This is a genomic window from Kibdelosporangium aridum, from assembly GCF_900176515.1.
In the GTDB taxonomy this organism is placed as follows: Bacteria; Actinomycetota; Actinomycetes; order Mycobacteriales; family Pseudonocardiaceae; genus Kibdelosporangium; species Kibdelosporangium aridum.
This window is the reverse complement of sequence record NZ_FWXV01000002.1, coordinates 966,147-978,997: the sequence shown is the minus strand read 5'-3', so window position 1 is coordinate 978,997 and position 12,851 is coordinate 966,147. Positions and strand designations below refer to the sequence as shown.

Below are 12,851 nucleotides of genomic sequence, written 5' to 3'. Positions count from 1 at the left end.
GGAGTACGCCATTCAGGGCGATCGCCGCGGACTGAGGCGGGCTTCCAGGCCGTCGAGGATCGTTTCGAGGCCGAACTCGAAGCTGTGGTCCGGCTCGTTGGCGTACGTCTCCAGCCGTGCCTTCAACCGCGGAAACTGTTGCGCCAGCTCCATCACCTCGGCGCTGATGTCAGCGGACTTCCCGTCCCGTTGCGCCCGCAGTTGCGCCTCGACCTGCGCGGCATGACCCATCGCACGGCCGAGCACGAACAAGAAAACTGTGCTCAGTGCCGAATCGGCATCCGTGCCGACAAATCCGGCGGCCTCGTAAACCGCTAGAGCGTGATCGTCGTGCCGCATCTTGCCTGGGCCGTGAATCGGGTGAGTGCTCATACACGTCACGAGCCACGGGTGGCGGGTGAGCATCGAGTACAACCCGTGTGCCATCGATGAAGCCGCTTCCCGCCACGGCTCTGTCGCGGGAAGTGAGATCTCCCGCCACACCTCGTCGCCGGCGAGGACCACGAGGTTGTCCTTGCTCTTCACGTGCCAGTAGACGGCCGTCGCCGCGGAGTTCAGCCGAGCGCCCAGGTTGCGCATGTTCAGGCCGGCCAGGCCTTCGGAGTCCAGCAGGTCGATCGCGGCCTTGACGATCTGCTCCTTGGTCAGCGTGTCCCGTGGCATGCCTGCAGCCTACTTGCACAAAGTTCAAGTTTGGGCCTATGGTGACTTGCACATTGTTCAAGTCGAGGGGTCAAAGATGAAACGCCTGGTCACGGTCATTCAGCTGCTGTTGGCGGCGACGTTTGCCATTTCCGCGATCGGTGCGGCGTTGTTCGGGCCGCAAGCACAGGAACGAGGCATCGCGGAGATCCAGCGCCAAGGTTTCCCAGCGAGCTACCTCGCCGACCATGGCCTCGCGTTCGACGAGAACGCACTGAACATCGTCTTACCGATTCTGATCGCGATCGGGCTGGCAGTCCTCGCGTTGAAGGGCAACCGGACCATCTCGTTGATCGTGCACCCGATCCTGATCGTCCTCGGGGCGACCGTCATGGCCGCGCAAGTCTTCATCGAGAGCAGCGTGCAGTCCTACCTGGAGAACACGACCGTCGACGTGCCCGCGCTCGTGGCCGCGGCGAAGTCAGCCTTTCCGGCCTGGTATCCGGTCAACGTCCACGCCCGCTTCATCCTGGCGACCGTCGGTTCTCTGGTTGTCATCATCGTCCTGGTGTGGCAGCGAAACCGTGAAGGTGCTGCCCTTGCCAAGGTCTGAGGAAACCGTGACGTGGCCGCCGTGCGCCTCGACTACAGCAGCCACGATGGACAGTCCGAGGCCGGCGCCGCCATGCGTCCGTGATTCCGCGGCTCGGTAGAAACGCTCGAAAACGCGCTCGGTGTCGGCGATCCCCGGTCCGGTGTCCCGTACCTCGATCACCGCCCACGCGCCAACGGCGACAACCCGGACGTACGCCGAAGAAGTCGTGTGCTGCAGGACGTTGGACAGCAGATTCCCCAATACCTGCCGCAACCGCAACGCATCGCCGAGTACGGTCACCGGCGAGGCATCCAGGGCGATCTCCCGTCCGGGATCCGTCGCCACCGCGTCGGCGACGGCGTCGGCCGCCAACGCCGACAGGTCGACCGGAGCGCTTTCCAACGGCCGCCCCTGATCCAGCCGGGCAAGCAGCAGCAGTTCGTCGACGAGTTCGCCCATCCGGGCCGCCTCGGACTCGATCCGCCGCATCACCTTGGCGAGGTCGTCCGGCCGGGAAGCCGCGCCACGCCGGAAAAGCTCGGCATGGCCGCGGATCGTGGCGATCGGCGTGCGCAACTCGTGTGACGCGTCGGCGATGAACCGCCGCAGCCGGTCCTCGGACGCCTCCAGCCGCGACAGCATCCCGTTCAACGCAACCGAAAGCTTGCCGATCTCGGTGTTCGGCGGCGCCGAAGGCACCCGGCGGGACAGGTCACTCGAGCCGATTTCCGTCGCGGTGTCAGCGATGTCGTCCAGCGGCCGCAGACCCCGGCGGACCACGTGCCAGGAAAGCACACCGACCGCGAGCAGCGCGACACCGCCGGAGATGAAGGCCACGCTCAACGACCGTGACAGCAACTCTTCGGCGGAACGAGTGGTTTTCCAGTCCTGCAGGGCTCCCCAAGTCGCACCCAACGCGATGAAGAGGCCGAGAGCCAGCAGCCCGAGCACACAAAGGACAAGACGAGTACGCAGCGACATCAGCGCACCCGCACGATGTAGCCGATCCGAGGGATCGTATGGATGAGCGGCGGGTCGAACGTGTCCACCTTGCGCCGCAAGTAGGACACGTACGTCTGCACGACACCGTCGTTGCCGTTGAAGTCATATTCCCAGACGTGGTCGAGAATTTGCCGTTTCGACAGCACTTTTCCCGCGTGCACGACCAGGAAGCGCAGCAGTTTGAACTCGGTCGGCGTCAGCTCGATCAGCTCGCCGTGCCGACGGACCTCGTGCGCGTCCTCGTTGATCTCCAGGTCCGCGAACCGCAGGACTTTCGTGTCACCTTTGGTCCTGCGCAACACGGCCTGCACGCGCAAGACGAGTTCCTCGAGGCTGAACGGTTTCGTGACGTAGTCATCCCCGCCGACAGTCAGACCGGCGATCTTGTCCTCGGTCGCGTCCCGCGCGGTCAGGAACACCACCGGCGCCAGGCAGCCGGTACGCCGCAGCTTGCGGCAGATGTCGATGCCAGAACCATCCGGCAGCATCACGTCCAGCACGATCAGGTCGGGCTCGAACGACACCACCAGCGCACCCGCCTCCCGCCCGGTGCCCGCGATCGCGGTCTCGAACCCCTCGTACCGCAACGCGGTGGCCACCAGGTCGGCAAGGTAGTGCTCGTCGTCGACCACCAGGATCCGCCCCATGCGACTGGAGTCTGCCAGGCCGTTCTTAAGGAACTCTGTGACAGCGAACTCCCAGAACTCCGGCAGAACGGCCGAAGACCGGCTTGGTGGCCTGTACGGCATGGAGAAGCTGTCACGCTACGTCCTCGCGCACAAACGCTTGGTCGGCTGGCTCACGGTCGGTGTCGTGCTGCTCGGCGGCGCGGCCTTGGCGCTGCTGTTGCCGAACGTCTCCGAGCGCAACGCCTACCCTGGCCTGCCCGGTTACGAGGCCAACCAGAAGATCCTGCAGACCTACGGCACGGGCGGCTACGAACGGCCGTTCGTCCCGGTCATCACCTTGCCTCAAGGCGTCACCGCCCAAGACGTCGGACCGGCCTTCGATGCCGTCGCGCGGCAGACCAAAAGCCGGGTCGCCTCCTACGCCAACACAGGTGATAGCCGATTTGTCGGCGGCCAGACCACGTTCGGGCTGGTCTTCGGCGGCCCTGTTGAGCAGGGCGGCATTCCCGGCAGCGCGTTGGGTGAGGGCTCCGAATTCCACACCGCGATCGACGCGATCATGCGACCGCTCCTGCCACCCGGCAGCACGCTGGACGTCACCGGCCTCGATGCCCTCGCGACCGGCGCTGACACCGGCGGACTGAACGTCCCGGTCAAGCTGTTGATCACGATCGGCGCCGCGATCGTCATCCTGGCATGGGTGTTCAGATCGGCCCTCGCGTTCGTGCCCCTGCTCACCGCGCTGATCGCGTTGCCCGTGTCGTTCATCGGCTTGCTGATGGCCAGTCTGGTGATCGACGTCCACGAGACGACGTTGACGATGATCCCGTTGTTCGGCCTGGGAATCGCCATCGATTACGCACTCATCCTGGTCAGCCGATGGCGTGAGGAAGGCGATGTCCATCGGGCGATGGCCACGGCAGGGCACGCGATCGTGTTCTCCAGCGGCGCGGTCGCGATCGGTTTGCTGGCGATGATCGTGTTGCCCGTTCCGATCATGCGCAGCCTCGGCATCGGCGGCATGATCGTGACGGCCGCGAGTGCGTTGGTATCACTGACAGTGCTTCCGCTCCTGCTCACAAAAGCCAAGCCGGAAAAGGAAAGCACCGCGTGGGCGAAATGGGCGGCGACAATCGTCAAACATCGTTGGTCAGCCTTGATTTCCGCCGCAGGCGTACTCGTGGCGTTGTCCATTGCCGCGCTCGGCATCAACCTCAACGTCCCGACCACGGACAATCTGGCCCGGTCCGGAAGCGGCCACGACGGGCTCGTCGCATTGACTCAAGCCGGAATTCCCTCAGGTGTCCTGACTGCCTTCGACGTCTACGTCCCACCCGGTGTCGTCGGGGTCGACGAGACTTTGCGTTCTCTGCCCGGTGTTTACGCCGTCGCGGCACCTTGGGACGGCTTGCTGACGGTGTTGCCGGTCGAGGAAGGCGGTTCGGAAGCTGGCGAGGACACGATTCACCGGGTCAGGGCCGCGGTGCCGGACGGAGTCCTGGTCGGCGGAAACGTCACCCAGCAGATCGACTACGTCGAGGTGACGTATCGTGCCTTCCCCTGGCTGCTCGGGCTGATCGCGGTGATCACGTTCGTCATGCTGGCCAGGGCTTTTCGGTCGATCGTCCTGCCGCTCAAGGCGATCGCGATGAACCTGCTGTCGCTGGGCGCGGTTCTTGGCGCGACCGTGATCCTGTGGCAGTGGGGCTGGGGGACCGAAGCTGTGCTGGGCATCCAGCCGGACGGCGCGGTCGGCACCTTCATCCCGGTGACCGTGTTCGCGTTCCTCTACGGCCTGTCGATGGACTACGAGGTCTTCATCCTCGCCAGGATGCGCGAGGAGTACGACCGCACCGGATCGACGCACCAAGCCGTCATCCAAGGGATCGGCAAAACCGGACGGCTGGTGACGTGCGCGGCACTGATCTTGTTCTTCTCGTTCGCGGCCATGGCCACCGGCGGCGAGTTGGACGTCGCGATCTTCGCATCCGCTGTGGGGTTGGGGATCCTGATCGACGCGACGCTGATCCGGTCGGTCCTCGTTCCCGCGGTTGTCGCGACGATGGGGAAATGGAACTGGTGGCTGCCCGGCTGGGCAGCCACCGTCCTCAAGGTGCGGTCGTCACCGAAGAGCTGACTTGCTGAGCCACTTGTCCCAGCTGACCGCCCAGTCGTAGTAGTCGAACTGGGTGTCGGACATCTTCACGCTGCTGCCGGTCACCTCGACCGGGTCGCCGATCATCGCGCTGTCGAAGTAGATCTTCGCGTTGGCCGGCGACAGGTTGGCGCAGCCATGCGAGACGTTGCGCTTGCCCTGGTCCGGGATCGAAGGCGCGTAGCCGTGGATGAACTCGCCGTGGTTGGAGAAGCGCACTGCCCAAGGGACAACAACGTTGTCGTAGTTGTACCGCGGGTTGCTCATCGAGTACGTGTTGTGCTTCTCCATCACCACGTGGATCCCGCTCGGGGTCACGCGGCCCGGGTCGGACTCAAGACCGAAGCTGGCCGGGAAGTCGTGCACCACGGTGCCGTTCTGTCGGACGATCAGCCGCTTCGTCTGGGTGTTGGCCTCGACGGTCTGCTCCCGGCCGATGTTGAACGTCGCCGTGACGTCGTTCTTGCCGTACACGCCGTTTCCGAACGAAACGCCGTACAGCTTGGCGCTGACCGTCACCTTGGTCTCCGGCTTCCAGTACTCCTTCGGCCGCCAGTGCACCTCGGACTCACCCAGCCACGCCCACGCGCCCTCGGTCGGCACCGAGGTCTCCACCTTCAGCGCCTTCTCCACCGATGCCTTGTCGGCGATCGGGTTCTTGAAGTCGATCTTGACCGGCATCGCGACGCCGTACGTCTTGTTGTCGCCGACGTTCAGCGAGGCCTGCTCGGTGCGCTTCGGCTTCACAGTGGTGAAAGATCCGGTGATCGGCACCTGCTGGCCGTTGCCGCCGACCGCGGTGCCGGACCATGTGTAGGTCTTGCCGAAGCCGAGCTGCTCACCCACGGACCACGTCTTCTTGTCCGCCGCGAGCTCGCCCTTGACCTCTTTGCCATCCGGGTTGGTCAGCCGGATCTCGTTGATGGTGCCGTTTTCCACAGCTGCCTGGATCGTCCCGCCCGGGCTGGCGTCGGTCGCGCCGTTGGCCGGCTGCGTCGTCACCGTCGGCATGGTCACGGCGGCCGCGGGCGCCACGCCCGTGTCTGTCGATGTTCCTGGCTTCGGTGTGCCTTCATCCCCGCTGCACGCGGTCAACCCCAGCGCCGCAACGATCGCCAGGCTGGCGATCAGCTTGAAACCGCGTCGATTGGTCATGGTCCTTGCCCCCGTCCTCACACCCATCACGACGCGGTTCTGGGGCACGGCGTTGACACGCTGTCACTGTGACTCACATCACACTTCTGGGATGGCCGGGCGCCAAGGTCATCAGCCGAAAAGTTGTGGCAGGCAGCGCGCGCATCGGTACGTTCGGTAACGAGGGAGGATCACACGAACGGCCCAGCGGATAGTGAATTGAGGCAGTAGTGCGCCGAGTTTGCAGGCGATAGGCTCGTTCTCGCAGGCCGTAAGTTTCTGTGTTCGTGCTCCATCACGCTCGCGGAACAAAACGCGGGCGTGCTGCTTTCTCGCTGCAGTTGGCGAAGGGCGACGCCCGGGACGGCCCGGGATTGCACGGTGTAATCCCAAGCTGATCCGGCGACGGAGGCAGATGTATGGCTCAGGGCACTGTCAAGTGGTTCAACTCGGAAAAGGGCTTCGGCTTCATCGCGGTCGACAGCGGTGAGGCTGACGTCTTCGTGCATTACTCGGAGATCCAGGGCAAGGGTTTCCGTACGCTCGAGGAGAACCAGCGCGTCGAGTTCGAGGTCGGCCAGGGCACCAAGGGCCCGCAGGCCACGAACGTACGGCCTATCTGACCTGACAGCGAAGGGCCCTGGACGACGGATGCCGTCCAGGGCCCTTTGTTGTTCTCTCGGGGTTGTTGTGTCGTCAGCTCTGCGGGTACCGCGGCAACTGCTGGGCTTCCCACGACAGACGCTCCATGACCCATTCCTGAGCCAGTGCGTGCGGGGAGGTCTGGCGGTGCGCGGCCAGCTCACGGAGCTGCTCGTTCGCGATGAGGGACAGGCGCAGCTGGTAGACCTCGGCGTTGCCGAAGCGGCGGCCGGACGCGGTGGTTTCCACGTCGGCCTCGGGCGCGATGGCGGCCAAGTAGCTTTCCAGCTCAGTGTCGGGGGCGAGCTGGTCGGCTGCCGGGCGCCGGGTGTTGGCGCTCTTGCTGCGGCTGCGTCCCAATGATGGCAAAGGCACCCGGACACGATAACGGTTAGGTTGCGGGAAGGCATGCTCTGTGACCCGCGACACACCGGTGGAGTGCAACCATTCGCCGCCTGGGGCGTCTGTATCCCCAGGTCGAGTGCTGCAACTCGGACCCGGCATGTGCCGCATCACAGTGGCCCGTTCACAGTGCTGAGACCCCAAGTGAACGCCGACAGTGATCACCCGATAAGGTGAGGTCCATACCATCCGCCCCGAAAAAGCAGTGCACAACAAGCACGGCCAATCGGTGCACAAACTTGAATACATATACAACAGAACAGCAACTCCGATACCGCGCGTAACCAATAGCAACAACAAACGCAATAAGCAAAAAATAGCTATTGCAATAAGGTTGCGTTAGTTCCCCGTTAAAGTGCCCACGCTGGTTCGTAAGGAACCGGTACGTGGGGGTTTGGGGGGCTCGGCCCCCCAAAACAATTCGCGGGGGCCCGGTGCGAAGCCGACGAAGGAGGCGAGCACCGATGCGGAGGCCCCCGCGCCAGGGGGAGGAACGCGGGGGCCGGAGGGGATCTCCACAGGCGCTGACCGGGGGTGTGTCAGCTCCTAGATTGTTGCACGCTCACCTGTCGTAGGCGAGATGTCTGCGCCCAAAAATTCCAGGGAACTGTTCACTTGATGTTTCCCTGCCTGGTGAACGGCTGGGACTGGGTGTTGTCCGCTGTTCTGGGCGGATGAGATTCGCTTGTTCGCGGCAAAAGATTAGAACGTGTTCTAGCTAGCCAACTCGTATCCGGCTTCAGTAACGGCGGCTTTGATCGCGACGTCGTCCAACTGTGCCGAACTGGTGACGGTGACCGCGCCCGTGGCCAGATCCACTGTGACGTCGGTTACGCCATCGACCTCGGACAGCTCTTCGGTCACTGATGCGACGCAGTGCTGGCACGTCATGCCGGCGACGGTGTAGGTGGTCTGCAACTCCGGGTCCCTTCGCGACATGTCCTTACCCATAGGGGGTACAGGTACAGCGGCGGTTTGTGTACACAATATCGTCCACCGTGCTCACCCGAATGGCCCTACCCGCGGCCCGACAACACGCGTACTACCCACTACCGCCGGTGCCAAACGCGCACAAACGACTACCCACCGTCGTACCCGGTTCACTCTGCGGGGGGCTGTGTGCAGGGCTTTTAGTCCCATAACCTCACGGCCACAGCCGAGCCGGGGAGGCGTCATGAGCGGGTCCCTCGAAGTGCGGAACTTCTTGATGCAGCAAGACACGATGACCGGGAACGGAGCCGGGCTCACCGGCGGCGTCCCGGCCCAGCGCGGCGGAGAAACCTCGCGGGTCACCGACGAGCAAATCCGCAAGGCACGGCTCGCCGTTGCCCGAAGCGCGCTGGATGCCGACGACTGCCGACTGCTCCTGGACATGCTCGGCCTCGTGCCGGGCGATGACGGAATCCCGCCAGTCAGCCGGTAACGCCAGGTCAGGCAGCTGGGGACTGGGGGCGGCAGCACACCTCGTCGCGGATGTGACGAGGACCACCAAGTGGTCCATGGGCTCAACGAGGCGCCCATGGACCCGAAAACAGCCCGTTTCGCAAGGGTTTTCGCAGGTAGCGGTCTTTTGGATAACCCGTTTTGTAGGACCATGGGGTCGTGCCCTATAGTTCTCCTTGCTCCCAGCGGCAAGCCAAAGGGACTGGGCTCCCATCGTCTAGCGGCCTAGGACTCCGCCCTTTCAAGGCGGCAGCGCGGGTTCGAATCCCGTTGGGAGCACGCGGTAAAATGTAAGAAGCAAGGCCCAGTGGCGCAGTTGGTTAGCGCGTCGCCCTGTCACGGCGAAGGTCGCGGGTTCGAGTCCCGTCTGGGTCGCAGACGAAGGTCCGGTCATCATCCACCGGGCCTTCACGGCCAGGTAGCTCAGTTGGTACGAGCGTCCGCCTGAAAAGCGGAAGGTCGGCGGTTCGACCCCGCCCCTGGCCACGTAACTCGATTGACTCCTCTTGCTCGTCGCTTCGCGACTTCGCTCGGGATCTCGTTACATAATGTAGGGGGGCCGAGCCCCCCAAACCCCCCACGGTGCGTGCTCCTTTTCTTCCAGCGCTGGTTGCTTTTTGGTTTTACCAGCATGCTTTTGTTTGGCTGGCGTGGGTGCTTTGTGCTCTTTTGGCGCTTCTGCTCTTGGTCTGCGGGAATCGTGGTTGGTTTTGTTGCCTTTGGGCCTCTCTCTGAGGTGCGGGTTGTTTTCTTGGGGTGGGTTATTTCGTGGGGTTCTTGGGTCGTTGTTTCTCGGCTTTTGGGGGATAGGAAACTTTCCGTTCTCTAAGTTGGGTGGGCGGTGCTTGTCTTAGGGGCTTTGGGTTTTGGGGATGTTTTTCGCTTGGTTAGCTGGGTGGTGGTTTTGAAGGTACGTTCCGTACTCTAAGTCGGTTGCTGGCTTTGTCTTGGCGCTTTGGGCTTTATTGCGGCGTCTTGCCCAGTGGCTTGCAGGTGGTTTTGAAGGTACTTTCCGTTCTCTAAGTTGGGATTGATCTTCGGCTTGGGTAGCTGGTTGTTGCCTTGGGGATCTTGTTTCTCGCGAGCTTGTTCCGGCACCTCGGCAACTGGCTCGTCCTCTAAGCCGGGGCCATTGGTTGGCTTGGGTGTCTGCTCGTAGCTTGAGGATCCCGTTCCTGCGGTCTTGTCCCCTGTGACTTGTCCCCTCTCCGCGTTCCTTTCTGTCCTTCTCTGGTCTTGTTGTGTGTCAGCCCTCGGGTAGTCGGGTGAGGGCGACTATCCGAGGGCTGGGGGTGTGTTGGCTATTGGCGGCGGGATGCTGGGTCTACTCGGGCGTAGGTGAGCAGGTCGACCGTTGTGAAGCGGTCAGCGGTTCTTCTGGGGAAGGTTGGGCGCCAACTGGGTTGGGATGCCAGGTAGCTGCTTGGGTCCAGTTGCAGCAGGCCTATGAAGACCTCACCGACGATTCGGGCGCCGATGCCTGACAGGGTGATGCCGTCACCAAGGACTTGGGCTTCTTTGAGGATGTAGTACCAAAGCGGGGTGCTCGAGTCGAAGCCGACGTTGAACTGGCGCAGCTCCGGGAAGCTGTCCGGGCCGAGGACGGGGATGCCCATGGCGTTGGCGATCGCTTGACCGGACGGCAGCGACCACGTCACGTGGCGCAGCAGGTTGCGTTGCGGCAACGCGGTCGGCGGGTCACCGGTCGCGATGGCTTGCAGTGGCAGGTTGAACAAGGCCGTCGAGATCCTCGTGTCGATCCGCTTGTTCGGACGCACCTCGCCGTCACCGAAGTCGAAGAACGTCTGCCAGCCGATGAACCGGCGCCTCGCGCGGGCACGGCCGCGCAGATCGACCGGATCCGACTGACCCTGACCCGCCGGGTCGAAAATGAACCCGAAGAACGGGTTGCCGTTGTCGCCGGCCAGATTGGCCCGGTACGACGGGCGCACCATGCTGTGCCCGAAGCGGTACACCGCACCCTGGAACTCCACCGGCATGAAGTGCTGCCCCGCCGCGGGCCGGTAGTGCCTGCGACCGTGCCGCAGGATGTCCTGCGTCAAGCCGAAACCGATGATCTGCGGCAGGAACTCGTTCAGGATGATCCACTGGTAGTGCCAGGTGACCAGCCGCTTGGCCTCGTTGTACACCTGGTTGCTCGGTACACCCCGAGCGCGAGCCTCGTCGACCGCGCGGTTGTGAGCCAACAGGAACGCCACGTGCAGACCCGCGATCATCAGGTTCTCGTCGTTACGGGGATCGGCGATGATCGCGACCCGGTCGGAGCGCCGCGGCAAGTCCTCGAACAAGCCGCCACTCTCCACCCGGAACTTCACCCGGTCACCGGGATCGAACAGTTCCGGATTCGCCCCGGGCCCTCCGCCGTACACCGAATCCAGTGACAGGGTCGGGACCCGGGTATTGGGCGAAGTCTCCGGCTCGGTCGGCACCCCGAGCTGAGAATTCAGGTCGAACGTGAAGTCGTGGTCGATGAATTGCCCGAGAAATGTGGTACCGGCAGTGTGGAATGGATTGTCGACGTTGTTGGGGCTCAGCTCCGGGTTGGTGATCAACCGGATCGGGCCCTCGTGCAGCGGATCTCTGGCGTCCATCAGGCCGCCTGGCCTGCCAAGTTCCCGCAGCGCCTCCAGCACCCGCTGGCTGGGCTGCGCGAACGGCGGAAGCCGGAAGATCCGACCGAAGAACCTCGGATTGGTCGCCTCCGGTGCAGTTTGCGCAAAAGCCGTGCCATGCAATGAGGCAGCGGCCGCACCAGCGGTAACACCTCCGATGAATCCTCGCCGAGTGAAACGTGCAGGGTTTTTATTGTTTGATCCACTCACACAAAAATTGTCCATTTTTGACTGAATTACGGCCATGACGAACAAGTCCTAGGAGTGGCCCACATTCCCTAAGCGATCAGCCACCCGAGTCCCAGCCACCGGCACGCCAGGCACGCCGGGCAGCAGGTTGCCTGGCGGTGCAACAGGTCCGGCCAGCGGTTGGAGAGCTTGGGCGGTCAAGGGATCCTCGCCGATGCCGATGCCGATGCCGATGCCGATGCCGATGCCGATGCCGATGCCGATGCCGATGCCGATGCCGATGCCGATGCCGATGCCGATGCCGATGCTCGTGTCGCAGCTGATGTCGACGGTGCCGCGGCTGAAGCCGATGCCGATGCGGACGCTTGTGCTCTAGCTGAAACCGATGGCAGCGCGGCCTCCGGCCCCAACGCCAGCCTAGCCATCACCACCGACACCCCACCGCCCAGCAAGATCCACAAAGCCGAGTTGTCCACAAGCGCCAAGTAGTCCACAGCGCGCACGACACAAACCCTGTTGATCAACACCCGCTGATAGACTGGCCAGGGGACGCCCCCCGGGGAGTGGTGGGGGATGTCCTGGGGGCGGGGTTGGGGTTCGTCGAAGTCGGTCGCTTCTCCCCGCCATCTCTTCAGTTGCCCGAAACCCAAGTGCCACGGAGACACCGGGGATCAGCTTGGCGAGGTCGCGGCGCTGCACGCACTTCGGAGCCCGCTCAGCAAGGCCGGCATCACCAGCAGTGGGGGTGTCGCAGCCAGCCGAAGGATCTTGGACACCGGGACGGCGGCCCCTGGAGTGCCGTCAGCGGGACGATCGACGGCCGGCGCGCGGAAGGCGGCACAGAGTTTGTCAGGTTGGTGCTAGGTTTGGGAAAACATCACTGACCTGCGTCGATGCCTTTTTTGCTGGGTAATCTTATTCCGTTTGCGCATTGTGGTTGTGTTCACATTTGCCAGTTTGCTAAAGGGATTGCCGGGGCGTCCTGGAATGTCACTCGGCTGGGTGGCTGGGCAGTTCGATTGGGTGAAATACCCCGCGCGGGGGATTCTTGTGACGCGGGCCGTATCGGCGAATGGTCTAAGGTCGTTCACCAGGATGGCGCAGGAGCGACATGCTGCGTGACCACCAGGTTCGATGATGTTGGGCCGACCGGGTGATAGTTGCTGTCGGCGGTCACGGTGAGTCGCTTTTTCACGGTGACCCACGTGAATGGCTCAGAAGCGCCATTCGTAATGTTCCACAAGCGGTAACGGTGTCCGAAGATGGAACGACTCCCTTCGTGAGTGCGGGTCTGATCATCTTTTTCGCCGCTCCAACCTGCCATGGCTGCACACCAGGAGAGACTGCATGAGAGAACGGGCCGGGTCAGTGCGTCGTTTTCCTCC

At 63.4% G+C, this 12,851-nt stretch carries 11 protein-coding genes and 3 tRNA genes; 7 read left to right on the top strand and 7 right to left on the bottom strand.

From position 1 onward, the window contains the following. Window positions 1-12: 12 nt before the first annotated feature. The 3 genes from B9C43_RS14145 to B9C43_RS14135 form a co-directional block, all read right to left on the bottom strand. Window positions 13-663 carry a TetR/AcrR family transcriptional regulator C-terminal domain-containing protein gene (locus B9C43_RS14145; RefSeq protein WP_084426715.1) on the bottom strand — a complete coding sequence of 217 codons (651 nt, stop codon included), beginning with the start codon at window positions 661-663 and terminating at the stop codon, window positions 13-15. Window positions 664-1,123: 460 nt separating this feature from the next. Next, entirely contained in the window at window positions 1,124-2,218 is a 1,095-nt protein-coding gene (locus tag B9C43_RS14140) for a sensor histidine kinase (protein ID WP_084426712.1), read from the bottom strand. After that, window positions 2,218-2,886 (bottom strand): response regulator transcription factor, encoded by a 669-nt coding sequence (locus tag B9C43_RS14135; protein WP_084426709.1) that lies wholly within the window; start codon window positions 2,884-2,886, stop codon window positions 2,218-2,220. The genes B9C43_RS14140 and B9C43_RS14135 overlap by 1 nt, the downstream gene beginning before the upstream one ends. A gap of 37 nt (window positions 2,887-2,923) precedes the next feature. Here B9C43_RS14135 and B9C43_RS14130 point away from each other — a divergent pair, with 37 nt between their 5' ends. Next, window positions 2,924-5,005: an MMPL family transporter gene (locus B9C43_RS14130; protein ID WP_200825546.1), complete on the top strand. Its 2,082-nt coding sequence runs from the start codon at window positions 2,924-2,926 to the stop codon at window positions 5,003-5,005. Here the strand turns inward: B9C43_RS14130 and B9C43_RS14125 are convergent. Continuing rightward, window positions 4,991-6,178, bottom strand: a complete 1,188-nt coding sequence (locus B9C43_RS14125; protein WP_143446327.1) for a L,D-transpeptidase — start codon at window positions 6,176-6,178, stop codon at window positions 4,991-4,993. The genes B9C43_RS14130 and B9C43_RS14125 overlap by 15 nt on opposite strands. Before the next feature lie 398 nt (window positions 6,179-6,576). Between B9C43_RS14125 and B9C43_RS14120 the strand changes: the two genes are divergently transcribed. Further along, window positions 6,577-6,780, top strand: coding sequence for a cold-shock protein (locus B9C43_RS14120; protein WP_037265614.1), 204 nt, complete (start codon window positions 6,577-6,579; stop codon window positions 6,778-6,780). A gap of 73 nt (window positions 6,781-6,853) precedes the next feature. On the opposite strand, the gene B9C43_RS14115 is transcribed toward B9C43_RS14120, so the two are convergent. Together B9C43_RS14115 and B9C43_RS14110 are read right to left on the bottom strand one after the other, a co-directional pair. Next, the gene (locus tag B9C43_RS14115) at window positions 6,854-7,174 is read right to left on the bottom strand and encodes a hypothetical protein (protein ID WP_033382108.1); all 321 of its coding nucleotides are present in this window, start codon (window positions 7,172-7,174) and stop codon (window positions 6,854-6,856) included. Between the two features lie 741 nt (window positions 7,175-7,915). Then, a complete protein-coding gene (locus tag B9C43_RS14110) occupies window positions 7,916-8,140 on the bottom strand; it encodes a heavy-metal-associated domain-containing protein (RefSeq protein WP_084426706.1) in 225 nt (74 codons plus the stop codon). Between the two features lie 235 nt (window positions 8,141-8,375). Between B9C43_RS14110 and B9C43_RS14105 the strand changes: the two genes are divergently transcribed. The 4 genes from B9C43_RS14105 to B9C43_RS14090 all read left to right on the top strand — a co-directional run bounded on the left by B9C43_RS14105 (window position 8,376) and on the right by B9C43_RS14090 (window position 9,130). Then, on the top strand, window positions 8,376-8,624 hold the full coding sequence (locus B9C43_RS14105; RefSeq protein WP_084426704.1) for a hypothetical protein: 249 nt from the start codon (window positions 8,376-8,378) through the stop codon (window positions 8,622-8,624). A gap of 226 nt (window positions 8,625-8,850) precedes the next feature. Next, window positions 8,851-8,923: transfer RNA gene (locus B9C43_RS14100), tRNA-Glu, on the top strand. A gap of 22 nt (window positions 8,924-8,945) precedes the next feature. After that, window positions 8,946-9,019 (top strand) — tRNA-Asp (locus B9C43_RS14095). A 37-nt stretch (window positions 9,020-9,056) separates the two neighbouring features. Next, window positions 9,057-9,130, top strand: a tRNA-Phe gene (locus B9C43_RS14090). 815 nt (window positions 9,131-9,945) lie between these two features. On the opposite strand, the gene B9C43_RS14085 is transcribed toward B9C43_RS14090, so the two are convergent. Next, on the bottom strand, window positions 9,946-11,298 hold the full coding sequence (locus B9C43_RS14085; protein WP_235038605.1) for a peroxidase family protein: 1,353 nt from the start codon (window positions 11,296-11,298) through the stop codon (window positions 9,946-9,948). Between the two features lie 348 nt (window positions 11,299-11,646). Here B9C43_RS14085 and B9C43_RS14080 point away from each other — a divergent pair, with 348 nt between their 5' ends. Then, window positions 11,647-11,955: a hypothetical protein gene (locus B9C43_RS14080; protein ID WP_143446324.1), complete on the top strand. Its 309-nt coding sequence runs from the start codon at window positions 11,647-11,649 to the stop codon at window positions 11,953-11,955. The last annotated feature ends 896 nt before the right edge of the window (window positions 11,956-12,851 follow it).

What these genes read in the sequence shown, in the direction of transcription:
- B9C43_RS14145 (WP_084426715.1), bottom strand. Translation starts at nt 663, where the DNA reads ATGCCACGGGACACGCTGACCAAGGAGCAGATCGTCAAGGCCGCGATC.
- B9C43_RS14140 (WP_084426712.1), bottom strand. Translation starts at nt 2,218, where the DNA reads ATGTCGCTGCGTACTCGTCTTGTCCTTTGTGTGCTCGGGCTGCTGGCT.
- B9C43_RS14135 (WP_084426709.1), bottom strand. Translation starts at nt 2,886, where the DNA reads ATGGGGCGGATCCTGGTGGTCGACGACGAGCACTACCTTGCCGACCTG.
- B9C43_RS14125 (WP_143446327.1), bottom strand. Translation starts at nt 6,178, where the DNA reads ATGACCAATCGACGCGGTTTCAAGCTGATCGCCAGCCTGGCGATCGTT.
- B9C43_RS14120 (WP_037265614.1), top strand. Translation starts at nt 6,577, where the DNA reads ATGGCTCAGGGCACTGTCAAGTGGTTCAACTCGGAAAAGGGCTTCGGC.
- B9C43_RS14110 (WP_084426706.1), bottom strand. Translation starts at nt 8,140, where the DNA reads ATGTCGCGAAGGGACCCGGAGTTGCAGACCACCTACACCGTCGCCGGC.
- B9C43_RS14105 (WP_084426704.1), top strand. Translation starts at nt 8,376, where the DNA reads ATGAGCGGGTCCCTCGAAGTGCGGAACTTCTTGATGCAGCAAGACACG.